Origin of the sequence: Parasphingorhabdus flavimaris (assembly GCF_013371215.1) — a bacterium.
Classification (GTDB): Bacteria; Pseudomonadota; Alphaproteobacteria; order Sphingomonadales; family Sphingomonadaceae; genus Parasphingorhabdus; species Parasphingorhabdus flavimaris.
Genome location: NZ_JABWMH010000002.1, coordinates 107,401 through 125,001 on the forward strand (window position 1 = coordinate 107,401; position 17,601 = coordinate 125,001).

General features: G+C 57.3%; 16 protein-coding genes. 13 read left to right on the forward strand and 3 right to left on the reverse strand.

Features of this window, described 5'->3' with window-relative positions; all coding sequences use genetic code 11:
• Window positions 1-49: 49 nt before the first annotated feature.
• Both purN and purM read right to left on the reverse strand, forming a co-directional pair.
• Complete coding sequence (gene purN, locus HUO14_RS05240) at window positions 50-1,015, reverse strand: phosphoribosylglycinamide formyltransferase (protein ID WP_176278846.1); 966 nt, start codon at window positions 1,013-1,015, stop codon at window positions 50-52.
• Complete coding sequence (gene purM, locus HUO14_RS05245) at window positions 1,008-2,114, reverse strand: phosphoribosylformylglycinamidine cyclo-ligase (RefSeq protein ID WP_176278847.1); 1,107 nt, start codon at window positions 2,112-2,114, stop codon at window positions 1,008-1,010. The genes purN and purM overlap by 8 nt, the downstream gene beginning before the upstream one ends.
• Window positions 2,115-2,176: 62 nt before the next feature.
• On the opposite strand from purM, the gene HUO14_RS05250 reads away from it, so the two are divergent.
• The 4 genes from HUO14_RS05250 to HUO14_RS05265 are packed head-to-tail and all read left to right on the forward strand — an operon-like array spanning window position 2,177 to window position 7,803.
• On the forward strand, window positions 2,177-3,463 hold the full coding sequence (locus HUO14_RS05250) for a heavy-metal-associated domain-containing protein (RefSeq protein WP_176278848.1): 1,287 nt from the start codon (window positions 2,177-2,179) through the stop codon (window positions 3,461-3,463).
• Between the two features lie 12 nt (window positions 3,464-3,475).
• Window positions 3,476-4,093: a P-loop NTPase family protein gene (locus HUO14_RS05255; RefSeq protein WP_176278849.1), complete on the forward strand. Its 618-nt coding sequence runs from the start codon at window positions 3,476-3,478 to the stop codon at window positions 4,091-4,093.
• Window positions 4,094-4,096: 3 nt separating this feature from the next.
• A complete protein-coding gene (locus tag HUO14_RS05260; protein WP_176278850.1) occupies window positions 4,097-6,286 on the forward strand; it encodes an RNA degradosome polyphosphate kinase in 2,190 nt (729 codons plus the stop codon).
• Window positions 6,283-7,803 (forward strand): Ppx/GppA phosphatase family protein, encoded by a 1,521-nt coding sequence (locus tag HUO14_RS05265; protein WP_343046058.1) that lies wholly within the window; start codon window positions 6,283-6,285, stop codon window positions 7,801-7,803. The genes HUO14_RS05260 and HUO14_RS05265 overlap by 4 nt, the downstream gene beginning before the upstream one ends.
• Before the next feature lie 13 nt (window positions 7,804-7,816).
• Here the strand turns inward: HUO14_RS05265 and rnd are convergent, their stop codons facing one another.
• Window positions 7,817-9,007 carry a ribonuclease D gene (gene rnd / locus HUO14_RS05270; protein ID WP_176278851.1) on the reverse strand — a complete coding sequence of 397 codons (1,191 nt, stop codon included), beginning with the start codon at window positions 9,005-9,007 and terminating at the stop codon, window positions 7,817-7,819.
• 71 nt (window positions 9,008-9,078) lie between these two features.
• Between rnd and HUO14_RS05275 the strand changes: the two genes are divergently transcribed.
• The 9 genes from HUO14_RS05275 (at window position 9,079) to HUO14_RS05315 (ending at window position 17,598) form a co-directional block, all read left to right on the forward strand.
• Window positions 9,079-9,411 carry a hypothetical protein gene (locus HUO14_RS05275; protein WP_176278852.1) on the forward strand — a complete coding sequence of 111 codons (333 nt, stop codon included), beginning with the start codon at window positions 9,079-9,081 and terminating at the stop codon, window positions 9,409-9,411.
• A complete protein-coding gene (locus tag HUO14_RS05280; protein ID WP_176278853.1) occupies window positions 9,411-10,925 on the forward strand; it encodes an FAD-binding protein in 1,515 nt (504 codons plus the stop codon). Before HUO14_RS05275 ends, HUO14_RS05280 begins: the two co-directional genes overlap by 1 nt.
• A 118-nt stretch (window positions 10,926-11,043) precedes the next feature.
• Complete coding sequence (locus HUO14_RS05285; protein ID WP_176278854.1) at window positions 11,044-11,559, forward strand: hypothetical protein; 516 nt, start codon at window positions 11,044-11,046, stop codon at window positions 11,557-11,559.
• 307 nt (window positions 11,560-11,866) lie between these two features.
• Window positions 11,867-13,651 carry an aspartate--tRNA ligase gene (gene aspS, locus HUO14_RS05290; RefSeq protein ID WP_176278855.1) on the forward strand — a complete coding sequence of 595 codons (1,785 nt, stop codon included), beginning with the start codon at window positions 11,867-11,869 and terminating at the stop codon, window positions 13,649-13,651.
• Window positions 13,652-13,753: 102 nt separating this feature from the next.
• Entirely contained in the window at window positions 13,754-14,614 is an 861-nt protein-coding gene (locus HUO14_RS05295; RefSeq protein WP_176278856.1) for an alpha/beta fold hydrolase, read from the forward strand.
• 59 nt (window positions 14,615-14,673) lie between these two features.
• Entirely contained in the window at window positions 14,674-15,621 is a 948-nt protein-coding gene (locus tag HUO14_RS05300) for a tetratricopeptide repeat protein (protein WP_176278857.1), read from the forward strand.
• A 151-nt stretch (window positions 15,622-15,772) separates the two neighbouring features.
• Window positions 15,773-16,558: a polyphosphate kinase 2 family protein gene (locus HUO14_RS05305; protein WP_176278858.1), complete on the forward strand. Its 786-nt coding sequence runs from the start codon at window positions 15,773-15,775 to the stop codon at window positions 16,556-16,558.
• A gap of 231 nt (window positions 16,559-16,789) precedes the next feature.
• Window positions 16,790-17,119, forward strand: coding sequence for an ArsR/SmtB family transcription factor (locus HUO14_RS05310; RefSeq protein ID WP_176278859.1), 330 nt, complete (start codon window positions 16,790-16,792; stop codon window positions 17,117-17,119).
• On the forward strand, window positions 17,116-17,598 hold the full coding sequence (locus HUO14_RS05315; protein WP_176278860.1) for an ArsI/CadI family heavy metal resistance metalloenzyme: 483 nt from the start codon (window positions 17,116-17,118) through the stop codon (window positions 17,596-17,598). Before HUO14_RS05310 ends, HUO14_RS05315 begins: the two co-directional genes overlap by 4 nt.
• Window positions 17,599-17,601 lie beyond the last annotated feature (3 nt).

Genomic DNA, 17,601 nt, shown 5'->3' on the forward strand with positions numbered 1-17,601 from the left:
CTCCCTCCTCTCTGTTGTCCAAGAGTTCCAGCCCGTGATACACTTCTTTCTAGAATTGATCAGCAATCGCGGCCATTTTGGTCAGCCGTTTCGGCGCGACCCGCTGCCAGCTTTTGCGGAGCCAGTCGGCAATATGATCCCAGTCGGTGTTCCCTGTGTCGAGGCGGATCGCAATCCACCCGGATTTGCCCAGAAATTTCGGCGAATAATAAAGTTCGGGATCGGCGTCGATCAGCGCTGCCTGTTCATCGAGTCCGGAGGTTTTGACCAGCAGCCCGATGCTTTCCTCGCCATATAATCTCTGGGTGAAATAGGCGAAATATTTGCCATTTTTCTCTCCGCCGACGCGCCAGCCGGGCGATCCGAAGCTCAATCGCTCCGAGCTTTCCTCCAGCGCCAATGCGCGGTCGCGGATCTGTTGCAATATCCAGTCGGGATTGCTCTCGCGGGTGACATAATGCGCGACCGTTGCCGGATAGAGTTGATGCTCGGCGATCAAGGTTCGGCTGGCAAGGCTGTCGGCGTCGTCATCCGGCAAGATCGCGACCTCGGTCTGAGCGAGCACCGGTCCGTCATCGAGTTCCGGGGTGACCAGATGGACACTGCAGCCGGCAACATTGTCACGCGCATCAATCGCGCGTTGGTAGGTGTCGAGGCCTTTGTATTTTGGCAGCAGGCTAGGGTGGATGTTGAGCATCCTGTCCGACCATTTCTTGACGAAACCGTCGCTCAGAATCCGCATATAACCGGCCAGGACGACATATTCGGCGCCGGAACGGAGGATCGCGTCGTGCATGATGTCATCATGATCTTCGCGGGCCATCCCTTTGTGCGGATGGGCGAAGGTCGCGATGCTCTCTGCCTCGGCCAGTCGCAAGCCCGGGGCCTCGGGATCATTGGATGCCACCAGCACGATGTCATAAGGACAGTTGGGTGATTTGGCGGCATAGACAAAGGCTGCCATGTTGGAGCCGCGACCGGAAATTAATATCGCGATTTTGGCTTTTTCAGCCATTGTGGGTTGCGGTCCAATCGGCGGTGGCCGACCATGTTCCGCGATTGCCGTTCACCGAACATCCCTTGGTGCCATCCCGGACATCACCGACCCGGTGGACTTTTTCACCGGCGGCTTCGAGGTCCGATGTTATCGCATCCGCTTCATCGGGCGAGACCGCCAATATCATGCCGATTCCACAGTTGAATGTGCGCGCCATTTCCTCGGGCTCGATATTGCCCTGGGCTTGCAGGAAGGCCATCAGACGGGGCTGTTCCCAGCTCGCAGCATCGACATGGGCGTGCAGTCCGTCGGGCATCACGCGCGGAATATTCTCCAGCAAGCCGCCGCCGGTAATATGGGCAAGGGCCTTGATCCGGCCGGATTGCATCAGCGGCAGCAGCGATTTCACATAGATGCGGGTCGGTGCGATCAGGGCCTCGACCAGCAATATATCGGGATTGAAAAGAGCGGGGCGGTCCATTTTCCAGCCCTTGTCCGCCGCGAGTCGGCGTACCAGTGAAAATCCGTTGGAATGAACGCCGGAAGATTCGAGGCCAAGCAGGATATCGCCGGCCGCGACATTTGCTCCGGTGACAACCTTTTCACGTTCGACCGCGCCAACGCAGAAGCCGGCCAGATCATAGTCGCCTTCGGCATACATGCCGGGCATTTCCGCGGTTTCGCCGCCGATCAGCGCGCATCCGGACATTTTGCAGCCCTCGGCGATTCCAGCGACAACCCGTTCGGCAATACCGTTTTCGAGCTTGCCGGTGGCAAAATAGTCGAGGAAGAACAGGGGCTCTGCGCCCTGGACGATCAGATCGTTGACGCACATCGCGACAAGATCGATTCCTACCGTATCATGCCGGTTATAGTCGATTGCCAGCTTGAGTTTGGTTCCCACGCCATCATTGGCGGCAACCAGAAGCGGGTCATCATAGCCGGCGGCCTTGAGATCAAAAAAGCCCCCGAAGCCCCCGAGTTCCGCATTGGCACCGGCGCGTGCAGTGGCTTTGGCCAGCGGGGCAATAGCCTTTATAAGGGCATTGCCCGCGTCGATGGACACACCGGCTTTCGCATAGGTGTAAGAATCCGGCTCATTTTGCTTTTCACTCATAACTTGAGCGATTAGACAACTCGCGGCTGGATTTCCACGCCATAATCGTCAAAAGGGCGCAAATGAGTATTTTGACTGACTTCAGGATCAAGATTGCTGCGATCGTCGCTGTTGTGATGATGCTCGCGGGGACGGTAGTCTATGCCCAGCTTGAGGGTACGGAACGCGGCGTTGCGCCGCTCGCAAGCAGCGGCGATTTTGAAGTCATGGGCGTAAAGGTTGATGTCAAAGGCGACAACGCTTTCGATGCGCGCAAAAAAGGCTGGGAAGAGGCGCAGCGCAAAGCGTGGAAGATGCTCTACAAGCGCACCCAGGGCAGCGAGACCAGCGGACTGCCGGATTCCACGCTCAACACGATCGTCTACGCGATCATTGTCGAGCAGGAGCAGATTGGTCCCAAACGCTATATTGCTACACTTGGCGTGATGTTTGATCGCGCCAGAACAGGGTCCATTCTTGGCGTGGGAGGACGACGTTTGCGGTCTCCGCCCTTGCTGGTCCTGCCGGTTATGTGGAGCGGCGGTTCTCCTCAGGTGTTTGAAAACAGGACAGAATGGCAAAAGGCCTGGGCCCGGTTCCGCTCCGGCGAAAGCCCCATTGATTATGTTCGTCCCTATGGATCGGACAGCGAATCGCTGGTTCTGACCGCGGGGCAGGCCAACCGCCCGAGCCGTCGCTGGTGGCGCAATATATTGGACCAGTTCAGCGCAGCGGACGTTATTATCCCGATGGTCCGGCTGACTTATGCCTATCCGGGCGGTCCGGTCAGAGCGCGGTTCACCGCGCGCTATGGACCCGACAATAAATATATCGACAGTTTCACGCTGAAAGTGGCGCGCAGTGAAGATATTCCCAAAATGCTGGATCAGGGAATTACGCGCCTGGACAGCATTTATTCGAGCGCCCTGTCGCGCGGCATATTGAAAACCGACCGGTCGCTGATCATCGAGGACCCGTTCAATATGGATGATCTGAACCTTGAGGATTTTGATATTGGTGCTGATACGGTGACCGACACTGGTGAGAGCGATGCTACCGAAAGCGCTGCTGGAAATGGTGCAACGGAAGCCGGCGGCGAAACGCCAACGGCGGCTCCTGCTGCCGCCACCAGCATATCCTTGCAGTTCGACACGCCGGACGTCGGTGCCGTAGGCCGCGGAGAATCTTCGGTGCGCTCAATTTCGGGCGTGACCTCTGCTTCGACATCAAGCCTCGCGCTTGGCGGGGTTTCTGTCATGAACGTGACCTATAGGGGCGATATAGCGACTCTGGCTCAAGCGCTTCGGGCGCAGGGCTGGCAGGTCCAGCAAGGAGCGGGCGCCTTGCGTATCAGTCGTCCCGGACAGTAAGGCAACGAGGCAGTGAGTCAGATAGCCCTACCTCTCGAACAAATTCCTTCGCCGGAGCATGACGGATATCTGGTTACTGCGGCCAACGCCGAAGTGCATCAGCATTTGCAGAATTGGCGCGACTGGTCGCATTATACGATGATTCTGATCGGTCCGGCAGCCTCTGGAAAGACAACAATGGCAACGGCCTTCGCAAGCGAGAGCGGCGGTCTTCATCTGGAGGATGCTTCCGAGGCCGAAGATACTCAGATATTCCATCTGTGGAATCGCGCTAATGGTGAAAAGAGACCGCTATTGTTAATGTCGGAAAAGCCTGTTTCCGAATGGGGAATCCTGCTTCCAGATCTCAAATCCCGGCTCGCTGCATCATTGCATCTGCAAATCGGTCCGCCTGATCAGGCGATGATTGACGGGCTTTTTCAGAAATATTTCACGTCTCGCGGGCTAACCATATCGGAAGACGCGCTTCGTTATCTGGAGAAGCGTATGATCCGGTCCTACGCAATGGTCCGGCAATTGGCGCAGAAAATGGACTCGCTCGCGATCGAGAGCCGAAAGCCGATCAATCTGGCGGTTGCCAAATCCGCGCTCAGGTTTTTTGACGCCGGCGATAAAAAGGTGGATAGTTAGTTGATGGATACTCCTGCTCCAGAGTCGCTCGATGCGAACCTTTCGCTCGAGGATAATGGCATTGGCGCTTTTTCCGAAGACGGTGGCAAACGCTATTTCAATCGGGAGATAAGTTGGCTGGGCTTTAACGAGCGGGTGATCGAGGAGGCCGAGAATAGCGCTCATCCCTTGCTGGAGCGGCTGCGCTTTCTTTCTATTTCCGGGAACAATCTCGACGAATTCTATATGGTCCGCTTTGCCGGTCTGGTCGGCCAATATCGCCAGAAGATCGAGGAGCGGTCGGCCGACGGGCTGACCCCTACACAGCAGCTTGAGGCGATCGCAATCCGTGCGGATGCGTTGATCGAGCATCAGCAGCAAGTCTGGTCGGCGCTGTCCAAGAGCTTGGCCAAGCAGGATATTTTTGTTTCGGCGGTGGCCGAACTGTCCGATTCTTCAAAAACCTGGCTGCGGCAGCATTTTCTCGACCAGATTTTCCCGGTCCTGACTCCCCAAGCGCTGGATCCGGCCCATCCCTTTCCGTTCATTCCCAACAAGGGGTTGAGTCTGGTTTTCGATCTGGTGAGACAATCGGACAAGCTGGGCATTCGGGAACTGGTGATGATTCCTTCGGGTCTGCCGCGGTTCATCCGATTGCCTGGCGAATCTGCCACCTATGTTTCGGTCGAGACCACGATCCAGGAATTTTCCGATATATTGTTTCCCGGCTATTCGGTGATCAGCAGCGGCCTGTTCCGGGTCATCCGCGACAGCGATATCGAAGTGGAAGAGGAAGCAGAAGACCTGGTCCGCTATTTCCGCAGCGCGATCAAACGTCGCCGTCGCGGCGATGTGATCCGGCTTGAAATGGGGCCGAAGCTCGCCGAGCCGGTGGTCGCCATGTTGCGGGAAAATCTGTTGCATGATGGCGCCACCGAAAGCCGGATCAACGGTCTGGTCGGTGTGGGGGATCTCGACATATTGGTTGACGAAGATCGCCCGGATTTGAAATTCACGCCCTATAGCCCGCGCTTTCCCGAACGTATCCGCGATCACGGCGGCGACTGTTTTGCTGCCATCCGCGACAAGGATATATTGGTTCATCATCCCTATGAATCTTTCGAGGTTGTGATCGAATTCCTGCGCCAGGCCGCTGTCGATCCCGACGTCGTGGCAATCAAGCAGACGCTCTACCGTGCCGGCAAGCAGTCCGCGATCATACGGGCGCTGATCGATGCTGCCGAAGCGGGCAAATCGGTCACTGCAATCGTCGAGCTAAAGGCACGTTTTGACGAAGAGCAGAATCTGCTTTGGGCAAGCGCACTGGAACGTGCCGGGGTGCAGGTCGTCTACGGGTTTATCGAATGGAAAACCCACGCGAAAATATCGATGGTCGTCCGCAAGGAACAGGAAGGTTATCGCACTTACTGTCATTTCGGCACCGGCAATTATCATCCGGTTACCGCCAAAATCTATACAGACCTCAGCTTCTTTACCGCTGATCCGAGAGCCGCACGCGATGCGGCGCAATTGTTCAACTATATTACCGGCTATGTCGAGCCCAAGGAACTGGAACTCATATCCATGTCGCCGCGCAATATGCGCAAGGACCTGATGGGGCTGATCGATCAGGAGATTGCCAATGTCCGCGCAGGTCAGCCCGGCATGGTGTGGGCCAAGATGAATTCGCTGGTCGACCCGGCGCTGATCGAAAAATTATACCAGGCGAGCAACGCCGGTGTCGAGATTGATCTGGTGGTCCGCGGAATCTGTTGCCTGCGGCCGGATGTACCGGGCCTGTCGGACCATATCCGTGTGAAATCGGTGGTTGGGCGCTTTCTCGAACACAGCCGGATTTGGGCCTTTGGCAACGGCAAGGAATTACCGAATGACGGGGCCCAGCTCTATATTTCTTCGGCCGACTGGATGCCGCGGAATCTCGACCGCCGGGTGGAATATATGCTGCCGATCACCAACAAGACCGTCCATGACCAGATACTGGATCAGGTGATGGTAGCCAATCTGATCGATGACGAGCAGAGCTGGGAATTAAATGCAGATGGCAGTTACACCAGAGTGGAACCCTCCGACAAACCGTTCAACCTGCATCGCTATTTCATGACCAATCCGTCGCTCTCCGGGCGCGGCAAGGCGCTCAAGAAAAGCAACGCGGTTCCGCGTCTCAGCCTGCGTCGTCGCAAGAAAAAAGCGTGACCGGGGTGCTCTCAGGCAAAGCTGCATCGCCAATTTCCGCGCGAACGAAAAAGCGGCAATCCTGTCGACGAACGGCGATTGTCGATATCGGGTCCAATTCGATCCGGCTGGTCGTCTATCAGGGACCGGCGAGAGTCCCCGCGATCCTGTTCAACGAAAAGGTCATGGCCGGGCTGGGACGGGAATTGTCGACCACCGGGGCGATTGGCAAGGATGCAATGGAATTTGCAATACGCGGCCTGAAGCGTTTTCATCGCCTGTGCACCGATATGGAGGTCGATAGCATATTGGCCTTTGCTACCGCTGCAGTGCGTGATGCCAGCAATGGCGATGACCTGCTGAAAGCAGCGCACGAAATCGGTTATGATGTCGCGGTGCTGCAGGGAGAGGAAGAAGCGGAGCTGGCCGCGCTGGGCATTATTTCAGGAATACCGGATGCGAGCGGTATCGTCGGTGATCTTGGTGGCGGCAGCCTTGAACTGGCGATGATCGACAAAGGCAAGGTGCTGGACCGCTTTTCTTTTCCGCTAGGCGTGCTCAGGGTCGCCGATTTGCGCGCCAAGGATACCGACGGCCTGAAGACGAAAATACGCAAGATGCTCAAGAAGACCGGGTGGGACAAGAAGGGGCAGCAGTTGCCCTTTTATCTCGTCGGCGGTTCCTGGCGCTCGCTGGCGCGGCTTGACATGTATGACAGCAAATATCCGCTGCCGGTCATCCACAATTATGAAATGGAACCGCAGCGCGCCCGGCGGCTGGTCAGCCGCTTGGCCCGCCTGAACAAGGACAAGCTTAAAAATGTGCCCGGGCTGTCGTCGTCGCGGATACCGACGTTGAACGATGCCGCATGGCTTCTGTCGATGCTGGTACGCTATCTCGATAGTACCAAGATGGTGGTTTCCGCCTATGGCGTGCGGGAAGGCATGCTGTTCAAGAATATCAGCAAACAGGAAGCCGCGCGCGACCCGCTGCTGCTGGCCACGGATGATACGGGCACTGCCCAGTCACGTTTTCCCGCGAACAGCAAATTGCTCGGCGAATGGATAAGCGAGATTTTCTCCGACGACCCGGTCGAGTGGCACCGTATTCGTCAGGCCGCCTGCAATCTGGGCGATGTTGCCTGGCGCGCAAACCCCAATTTCAGGGCCGAGCGGGGGCTGGAAATCGGACTGCACGGAAACTGGGTGGGTATCACCGGGCCGGAACGCGAGATGCTGGGGCAGGCGCTGTTCACCAGTTTCGGCGGTGGCAATAATATATTCCCCGGGGGCGGACGGCTAGCCGACGAACAGGCTACAAAACGCGCGATTTGCTGGGGATTGGCGATGCGTCTGGGGCAAAGGCTCAGCGGTGGCACCCGCAATCCTCTGGAGCAGACGCGAGTCCGGAAATCAGGCAAAAAACTGGAACTGACAATTTCCTGTGATCTGATCGATCTTTACGGCGATGCGGTTGCCAAGCGGCACGGGCATCTGGCAAGCATCATGGGACTGGAGCCGGTAGTGACCTCCGAATAGTCCGATATCCTGCCTAATCGCTGGCCGGTTCATCGCCTTCTTGCTGATGGGTCATTTTCAATTTGCCATCCTTGACCGTGAAGCTCACCCGGCCTTCAACCAGATCCAGAGCATCCCGACCAAATTCCTCATAGCGCCAGCCTTCCAGCAGCCCGACGCCTTCGCGTTCTCCGGCGACGATGCTCTCCAGGTCATCAGCGCGAGCCAACAGACGTGATGCAACGTTCATCTCGGCCGAGCGGATTTTGAGCAGCAGTTTGAGCAGGTCGGTAACGAGCGCATTGGACTTGCCATTCTTGGGACGACGACCAATTTTCAGCGGCAGGTCATCGCGCGACAATGGTTCTGCCTGCTCGATGATATCCATCAGACGCGCGCCGATATCGTTGTTCTTCCAGCCGGCGGACAGGCCACGAACCTGTCCCAGCTTGTTTTGATCCTTCGGCGGGTGCGCGGCAATATCGGCCAGAGTTTCATCGCGCATGATCCGTCCGCGTGGCAGATCCTTCGACTGGGCTTCGCGCTCCCGCCAGGCGGCAAGCGCCTTCAGCCGACCGAGCATCTCGAGATTGCGCCCCTGAGACTTGACCCGCAGCCATGACATTTCCGGATCATTGACATAATTGTCGGGATCGGCGAGCTTTTCCATCTCGGCGTTGATCCACATGCCGCGACCGGTTTCGCGCAATTTTTCCAGCATCATCGGGAAAATCTTGGCGAGATGGGTGACATCGGCCACCGCATATTCCAGTTGCCGCGCATTGAGCGGGCGGCGCGACCAGTCGGTAAACCGTGCGCCTTTGTCCAATGTGATCCCTAGCCAGCTGTCGACCAGATTGGCATAGCCGATCTGTTCGCTCTGGCCGATCGCCATAGCCGCGATCTGGGTATCAAAAATCGGATGCGGGGTCTTGCCGGTAATATTGTGGATGATTTCGACATCCTGCCCGCCGGCGTGGAAAATCTTTAGGACATTTTCATTGTTGACCAGAAGCTCCATGAGCGGCCCGAGATCAACGCCCTTGGCGAGCGGGTCGATCGCGGCGGCTTCCTTGCCGTCTGATATCTGGATGAGGCAGAGAATGGGCCAATAGGTATTCTCGCGCATGAACTCGGTATCAACGGTGACGAAATCTGCCGTCGAAAAACGGGCGCAAATATCGGCGATGTCCTGATTGTCGGTCAGCAAATTATGGATGTGCATTTTTATCCTATACAGCGGGCGGCTCATCCCGCAAACATTTCGTGAATGCAGGATAAAAATGGGGGGAAACCATGGCATTTTGGTCACTGATTCTGATCGCCATATTGGCACTGCTGTTGCTGGGGCAGATTATGGCGCAGTGGGGGGATGCCTGTCTGGCGGTTGCCGATCCGCGACCGATTGGCGGCAAGACCATCGAGATCACGATAATGGCCTGGGGCTTTGCTGCGCGAAGAGGGCGGGCTCTGCAGGTAGACGACTGCTATCAGCTCGGCATCAACGACATGCGGTTTTTCATGACCGGCAAGGCCGTACTGGTCTGTCTGATCACCTTCGGCTTCGTGCGGAAGGTCAGCATCGCCTATCGCTGCTATGCCGGGGACCATGACGTGGGAGAAGCCTGATGGCGCGGATCGTGAATCTCGGCCAGCAGGTCTGGACCAACTATCATCAGACCGCGGAATGCAATCTCAAGGGCCGGATCGAGCTGGTCAATGGCGACGAGGAAAATGGCCGGGCGCATCTGAAAGGCGTGGCGGAAACCGTCTTGGAACTGCTCAGGGAAGCCAGACAATATCAGATACCGGTGCGGCCGATCGGAGCGGGCTGGTCGCCGTCGCCGATCAATGTCGTGGAAGACGGCTGGCTGGTGGAGACCTTGCGGCTCAACCGGACTTACAAGCTGTCCGCAGAGAATCTGCACGCAGATTGTGATGTCGACGCCGAATCGCTGCTGCTGGTACAGGCCGGTGCGACGGTAGACGAGGTCTATGAAAGCGCGGAAGAAATCGGCCGGTCGCTGCGTACCGGCGGGGCCAGCAATGGCCAGAGCTTTGCCGGCGCCTGCGCGACCGGAACTCATGGCAGCGTCTGGCAGGCGGGCGGCATCCAGGACCATGTCCGGGCGGTGCAACTGGTCACGCCCGACCGGATATTGTGGATTGAACCGGAAAAGGGCGTGCTGTCCGATGCGTTTATCGCCCAGACGGGCTCGGAGATCATCCGCGATGACCGGATATTCGCCGCCGCCCAGCTGCATGTCGGCGCGATGGGCTTTGTCACGGCGATGCTGATCGAGACCGACCCGATCTATATGGTGCAGAATATCCAGAAAGCAGCCAGGATAAAGCGCGAGCATATAGACTGGCTGTGCCGTGGCGAATTCAAAAGATTCTCCTGCGAATTCGGACTCCATGAAGAGCCATATTTCCAACAACTTATAATGAATCCTTTTGACCCGTTCGACAAAAAGAGCCTGCTGCGCTTCCTCTACAAGCGCCCGTATGATCCCGGTATCCCGCCACCGCCGCCGGGCGACATGGGGGCTGGCTATGACGCCCTGACCCTGCTCGGCAAGGCGATGGCGGAAAGTGATTTATTCAAGGCGGAGATCCTGCAACTGGCGATGGAGCAGGCCTATCCCGACAACCGCAATGTCGATGACCCGCCGGCGATTGCGACCTGGGGCCACACGACCGAAGAACATGCGCCGATCGCCAGCCTTTTCAACGGATCGGTAACTTTGGACCGCAGCAAGTTGAGCGAAGCCTTTGACTTGATTATCGACAGCTTCCGGCGCGGTGGCGGCGGCACGGTCGTCACCCTGCGCTTCGTCCGCAAGGCCAAGGGCCTGCTCGCGCCCGCGCACTGGCCGGACAATGTCGTGATCGACTTTGACGGGCCGAACGTCGAATCCAGTCATCAAGGCTACAAGAAAGTGGTCGAGGCGCTCGATGATGCGGGGATCGCCTTCACGCGACACTGGGGCAAGACCAACAATCTCGACGAGCATCGAGTGATGCGGGACTATGAGCAGAACTTCGCCGACTGGAAATGGGCCCAGGCGCAGGTGATGCCGGATGCGGCGGATCGGCAGGTGTTTGCCAATGATGAGCTGGTGAAACTGGGGTTGATCTAGGTTGTTCGATAAAAAATATGCTGAAGCTGCCATTCCGCTTCCGCCCCAGTTGGCGTCGTTCAGGTCACCACTAGCTGTTCCCAATTGCGGACGTCTAAAATATAGGTAGAAGTCACGAATGAAGAGTCACAAACTACCAATCAATCCCGTTGATGTCTTTGTCGCTCCTATGCTCAACCTACCTGCTTGGGGAGTCAAGAAGGGCCATGGTAGTTTTCTCACATTTGAGTTTGGCGAACCAAAACTGGAAGTTGTTGAGTCCAAATTGGCGGACGGAAAGTTTCGAAGAAATGCACATGTTCATGGCGATTGGCATCTTTGGATTTACTGCTGTAATTGGCGCATTTTTCAACTTGATGAGCAAATCGCATGGAGCGAAAGTGATGACAAGTTAATCGGAAAGGCAACTGCGATTCTAAATGGTCAAAAGCTGACCTCTGTAACCGTCGAACCTCAGCAGGGTAGTTCCGCATTCATCTTTGATTTAGGCGGGAAACTGGAAACTTGGTCATACGGCGACGATCCAACCGACGAACAATGGATGTTCTATGGTCCGGCCAAGGTATTGGGATATCGGGCGGATGGCAAATTCAGTTTAAATCGTGCGGATGCACAAGCAGACTATGAGGGATGACCTCAGTCCTTGAAGCGGCTAATATTAAGCACATCGTCTACGCAGCCGTCCCGCCGATGACTGTTATGGGCCACAAAGAAGGCTTTGCGGATGCGAAAGCTGCCTGTTCGCTCCCCACCCAATTTTTGCCGTTCACGAAAGCTAAAGCTAGAGGCCGATTTCGGAATACACCTGACATCCAAAACTCCGCATCTACTGCCAAGCACAGCCTCTTCCACCAATCTCAAGCCTTGACAAATGGCGCGCAGACCTGTGTTACGCCTGCAATCTTTCCATCGAGGAAAGCACCCAATTCCAAAGGTCCATCATGCACGCATATCGCACCCATAATTGTTCCGCGCTTCGCTCTTCGCACGTCGGCGAGGAAGTCCGTCTGTCCGGCTGGGTCCACCGCAAGCGCGACCACGGCAATCTGCTGTTCGTCGATCTGCGCGACCATTTCGGTCTGACCCAGATCGTCAGCGAAACCGGCAGCGAGGCGTTCAAGATTCTCGATGGTGCGCGCGTGGAGTCGGTCGTCACGGTGACCGGCAAGGTTGTCGCCCGCGATGATGAAACGGTGAACAAGAACCTGCCGACCGGCGAAGTCGAACTGGTCGCCGATACGGTCAGCATGCAGGGCCCGGCCGACGAATTGCCGATGCCGGTGTTCGGCGAGCAGGAATATCCCGAGGATATCCGTCTGCGCTATCGATTCCTCGATTTGCGTCGGGAGAGCGTGCACGCCAATATGATGCTGCGCTCCAAGGTGATTGCAAGCCTGCGCAACCGGATGACGGAGCAGGGCTTTACCGAATTCCAGACGCCGATCCTGACCGCATCGTCACCGGAAGGTGCACGCGACTATCTCGTGCCGAGCCGCGTTCATCCCGGAAAATTCTATGCGCTGCCGCAGGCGCCGCAGATGTTCAAGCAGATGCTGATGGTCGCCGGTTTCGACCGCTATTTCCAGATCGCCCCCTGTTTCCGCGACGAGGACGCCCGCGCCGACCGTTCGCCGGGCGAATTTTACCAGCTCGATTTCGAAATGAGCTTCGTCACCCAGGAAGATGTGTTCCAGACGCTGGAACCGGTTCTGGCCGGTGTGTTCGAGGAATTTGCCAATGGCCGCTCGGTGACGCCGGCTGGCGAGTTTCCGCGCATTCCCTACAAGGAATCGATGCTGAAATATGGCAATGACAAGCCAGATTTGCGCAACCCGATCATCATCCAGGACGTCAGCGAGCATTTCAAGGGCTCCGGTTTCGGCCTGTTCGACAAGATCACCTCGACCGGCGGCACCGTGCGCGCCTTTGTCGCGCCGGAAGCGGGCAAGAACAGCCGCAAGTTCTTTGACGCGATGAACGACTGGGCGCGCGGCGAAGGTTTCGCCGGGCTCGGCTATATCAATATGAAAGAGGGCTCGGCTGGCGGGCCGATTGCCAAGAACCATGGCGAGGAAGGCACGGCGAAGCTGCTCGCCGATCTCGGTTGTGGTCCTGACGATGGTGTATTCTTTGCCGCCGGCAAGGAAGCCGATGCAGCCAAGCTTGCAGGTGTTGCACGGACCCGCACTGCGGAGCAACTCGACCTGATCGACAAGAATGCGTTCAAATTCTGCTGGATCGTCGACTATCCGATGTTCGAATATGATGACGAGCTGAAGAAAATGGATTTCTCGCACAATCCCTTCTCGATGCCGCAGGGCGAGCTGGAAGCGCTGGAAAGCAAGGACCCGCTCGACATTCTCGCGTGGCAATATGATATTGTCTGCAACGGCATCGAACTGTCCTCCGGGGCGATCCGGAACCACCGGCCCGACATCATGTACAAGGCGTTCGAGATCGCCGGTTACACCAAGGAGCAGGTCGACACGGAATTTTCCGGCATGATCAACGCGCTCAAATATGGCGCGCCGCCGCATGGTGGCTCGGCGCCGGGCGTCGACCGGATCGTGATGATGCTGGCCAACGAGCCGAACATCCGCGAGGTCGTACTCTTCCCGATGAACCAGAAGGCCGAAGACCTGATGATGAGCGCGCCGAGCCCGGTGGCGGCGAAACAGCTGCGCGAATTGCACATCCGGGTGGTGGAACCGCCGAAGGAAGGCTAGCGTCGGCGATAAAATCAGTTCTGTTCCTGTCGAGCGCTGTCGAGACATGCGGGTCGGAAAAAATGTCTCTCGACCTCGCTCGAGACGAACGGAGTTATTGCATTGACCGGTAATCAACCGACCGAACATCGCTTCTCGTCCACCCGCGGCGACATCTGCTATTTCGAATGGGGCAGGGCAGGAGACGCCCAGTCGGTCTTGCTGCTCCACGCCACGGGATTCCATGCGCGGTGCTGGGACCAGGTTGTCGGCGCCTTTCCGGATGGTACACATGTTGTCGTAGTAGACCAACTGGGTCATGGACGCAGCGCCAGTCCGCCGATCAGCGACTGGGGAATGATCGCCGGTGCCACTGCCGAACTGGTCGAATCGCTCGATACCAGGTTCACCGTCGGCGCGGGGCACAGCATGGGCGGCAACTGTCTGGTGCAGGTTGTCGCGCGACAGCCCGATCTGTTCGAACGGCTGGTGCTGATCGACCCGGTAATCATGGAGCGTGCGGCCTATGAAAGCTCGGCGGATTTTAGCGCCACCTACGAGATGGTCGCCAAGCGCCGCAACAGCTGGGCCGGTCCGGACGAGATGATCGAACGGTTCAAGGACCGTCATCCCTACAAGCTGTGGGACCCGGCGGTGTTGCGCGACTATTGTGAATATGGTCTGCTACCGGACGGCGAGGGCGGCTTCGAACTGGCCTGTCCGCCGGCGACAGAGGCCTCGATCTATGCCTCCAGCACATCGATCGATCCCTGGCCGATGATCGACGGAATCGACCAGCCGGTAACGATATTGCGCGCGCCGCAGATCAAGCAGGATGGTATCTTCGACTTTGCCTCCTCACCGACACCGCCGGGACTGGCGGACAGTTTTGCCCGGGGTAGCGACCATTATCTGCCCGACCTTACCCATTTCATGCCGATGCAGGATCCGGAGCGGATTGCAGGCTTGATCCTCGCAGGCTAATAGTCCATTCATATTGCGTCCGATATTTGTGAACGAATAGACCTTGGGAGGGGATGGACATGAACAGATTATTCACTGCAACTGTCGTCGGCACGCTGATGCTGTGCAGCCTGTCGCATGTCGCGCAGGCCGAGGTGCTCACGATCGAGGGGCTGACGCCTGCCGGTGCTCCCGAATTTGCCGAAATCCAGACCGTTGCGATTGACGATTTTGGCGGCAGCGACGGTCGGGCGCTGGCCTTTGAACTGGAAGATCGGCTCTCTGCCGTGACGGTATTTGGCCAGCCCTATTTTGATGTCATCGGCGGGCGATCTGCAGTGGAATCCGACGCCAGTCTTTCGGGCCATGTTACTGCAGGCATTGAAGAATATGAAACGGTCGCCAAGCGGCGGCGCTGCGTGAAGCGCGGCGAAAAGGACAAATGCATCACCTACAAGAATCTCGAGGTCGACTGTCTGAGCCGCAGGATTGATTTTCGCGCCCAGGTGCGTGCGACGCGCTACAGCGATGGTCGCAGCATCTATACGGAATCCTTTCCGGCCAAGGACGAGCAGACCGTCTGTTTCGGCGATGACGAGGAATTCAGGAGCAGCGAAACCGTGATCCGGTCGATGGTCTCGGATGCTGCCACGGCTGTCCGCGATGATCTGGCCCCGAAAGAGTATCGGTCGGACGTCAGAATATTGGAAAGCCGCAAGGGCATGTCCAAGGCGGAGGGGCAATATTTCAAGGCGGCAATCAAGATGACCAAATCCGACGCCGCAGAAGCCTGCCGGATGTGGGACGAAGCCGCAGAAAACGGGCTGATCCACCTGTCGCTGGCGTTCAATCGCGGCCTTTGTGCAGAACAGCGCGGCGACCTTGACTCGGCGCTGGCTCATTATGATGAGGCAATAAGTCTGTCGCCGGGAAAGCTTGAAGTGACCCAGTCGATAAATCGCGTCAGCGCCCACCAGCGCGCGCTGGATGAATGGGATTTGCGTCAATCCGGCAGCGCTGAAAATTAAAGCTGATGAACAGGGTTAACCGGTTGGCCCCATTGCGTAGACTATAGTATATCGTCCGGCTGAACGGGCGCTTTGGCCAGAGCGTCTGGTAGCGACGGGAGTGACCACTGACCCTGGGCCCCGGCGGAAACATGGGGGTGACGGAGCACAAATGACCATAGATCTGTCTGATTATGAATCCGGGGACAAATATGACGGCGATTATGACGAGGCGCTGAAGGCGCTGCAGGACCGGCTGGCGCATGTTCATTTCAAACATATCATCCATGGCAGCCGGTCGATCCTGGTATTCGAAGGCTGGGACGCCGCAGGCAAGGGCGGGGCGATCCGCCGAATGACCGGCGAATGGGACCCGCGCTATTTTGATGTCTGGCCGATCGGTGCCCCGACCAGGGAAGAGAAAGACCGCCATTTTCTCTGGCGGTTCTGGCAGAAACTGCCGGGAAGTCGGGAGATCGGCGTGTTCGATCGCAGCTGGTACGGTCGCGTGCTGGTCGAACGGGTCGAGAATTTCTGCACCAAGGCCGACTGGAAGCGCGGCTATGACGAGATCAACGAATTTGAAGCCCAGCAGATCGATGGCGGCACCAATCTGGTGAAGCTGTTCTTCCACACCACGCAGGAAGAGCAGGACGAGCGACTGGCCAAGCGGCTGGACACGCCGCACAAGCGCTGGAAGATTACCGCCGAGGATTTTCGCAACCGGGAAAAGCGAGATGAATATCTCGAGGCGATCCACGACATGTTCGAAAATACCGACACCCGCTGGGCGCCGTGGAAGGTGATCGACGGCAATGACAAGAAATCGGCGCGGATCGCGGCAATGACCCATGTCGCCGAGACGCTGGAAGCGGCGCTGCCGGATGATTTGCCCGAGGCCGACCCGGAAATGGTCAAACTGGCCGAGGATGCTTTCGGCTATGAGGCCCGGGACTGACGCCAAAACGCGGCTGGTCGGGACCTGTTTTCTGCGCATATCTTCCAGATAGTCGAGACCCGAAACGGTGATGCAGTCTGCTGTCACTGGAAGAGTTGGAAGCATGTTTTTCTCTCCGGGACAGAAATGGCGCGGGCCCTGGTCAATGATATTTCTACAATAGTCGAAATGTCATTGACCCCGTGATCATGATTCTATATTTCGACGATTATCGAATCGTTGGAGTCTTTCATGCACCCCGATCAAGCCGTAACCGCTTTGGCCTCGCTCGCCCAAGAGCATAGATTGTCGATATTCCGCTTGCTGGTGCAGGCCGGAAACGACGGCCTTGCGGCTGGCGCGATTGCCGAGAAGCTCGGCGTTCCGCCGAGTTCCTTGTCCTTCCATCTGGCTCACCTGACCCGGGCGGACCTGATCAGTCAGGAAAGGCAATCGCGGACACTGATCTACCGCGCCGACTATGCGGTCATGAACCGGCTTGTTGCCTATCTACTCGAAAATTGCTGCGCAGGGGATGCCTGCGCGGTTGACCTTCTTACATCCAAAGGAGCTTGCAAATGAACAGAATGCATATTCACCTTTCCGTCGAAAGCCTTGAAAAATCAGTGGCTTTCTATTCGAAACTTTTCGGCACCGAACCCAGCGTGCTGAAGGCTGACTATGCCAAATGGATGCTCGAAGATCCGCGCGTCAATTTTGCGATGTCGAGCAATCCGGGCACCAAGCGCGGTATCGAGCATATTGGCATCCAGTCGGAAAATGCCGAAGAACTGGCCGGCGTTTACGGCCGGATCAAGGACGCTGGCGGTGCGATTTTCGACGAAGGTGCGACGACCTGCTGCTATGCCCAGTCGGAGAAAAACTGGACGGTTGATCCCGATGGTATTGCCTGGGAGGCGTTTCTGACCAACGGCGAAGTGACCGAATATGGCAATCGCGTCGATCTCGACCAGCTCACTTCGGCCAATGCGTCGGATGGAGCATGCTGCACGCCGCAAATGGCGCCGCAACCCGCCACCTCTTCCTCCTGTTGCGGATAATCC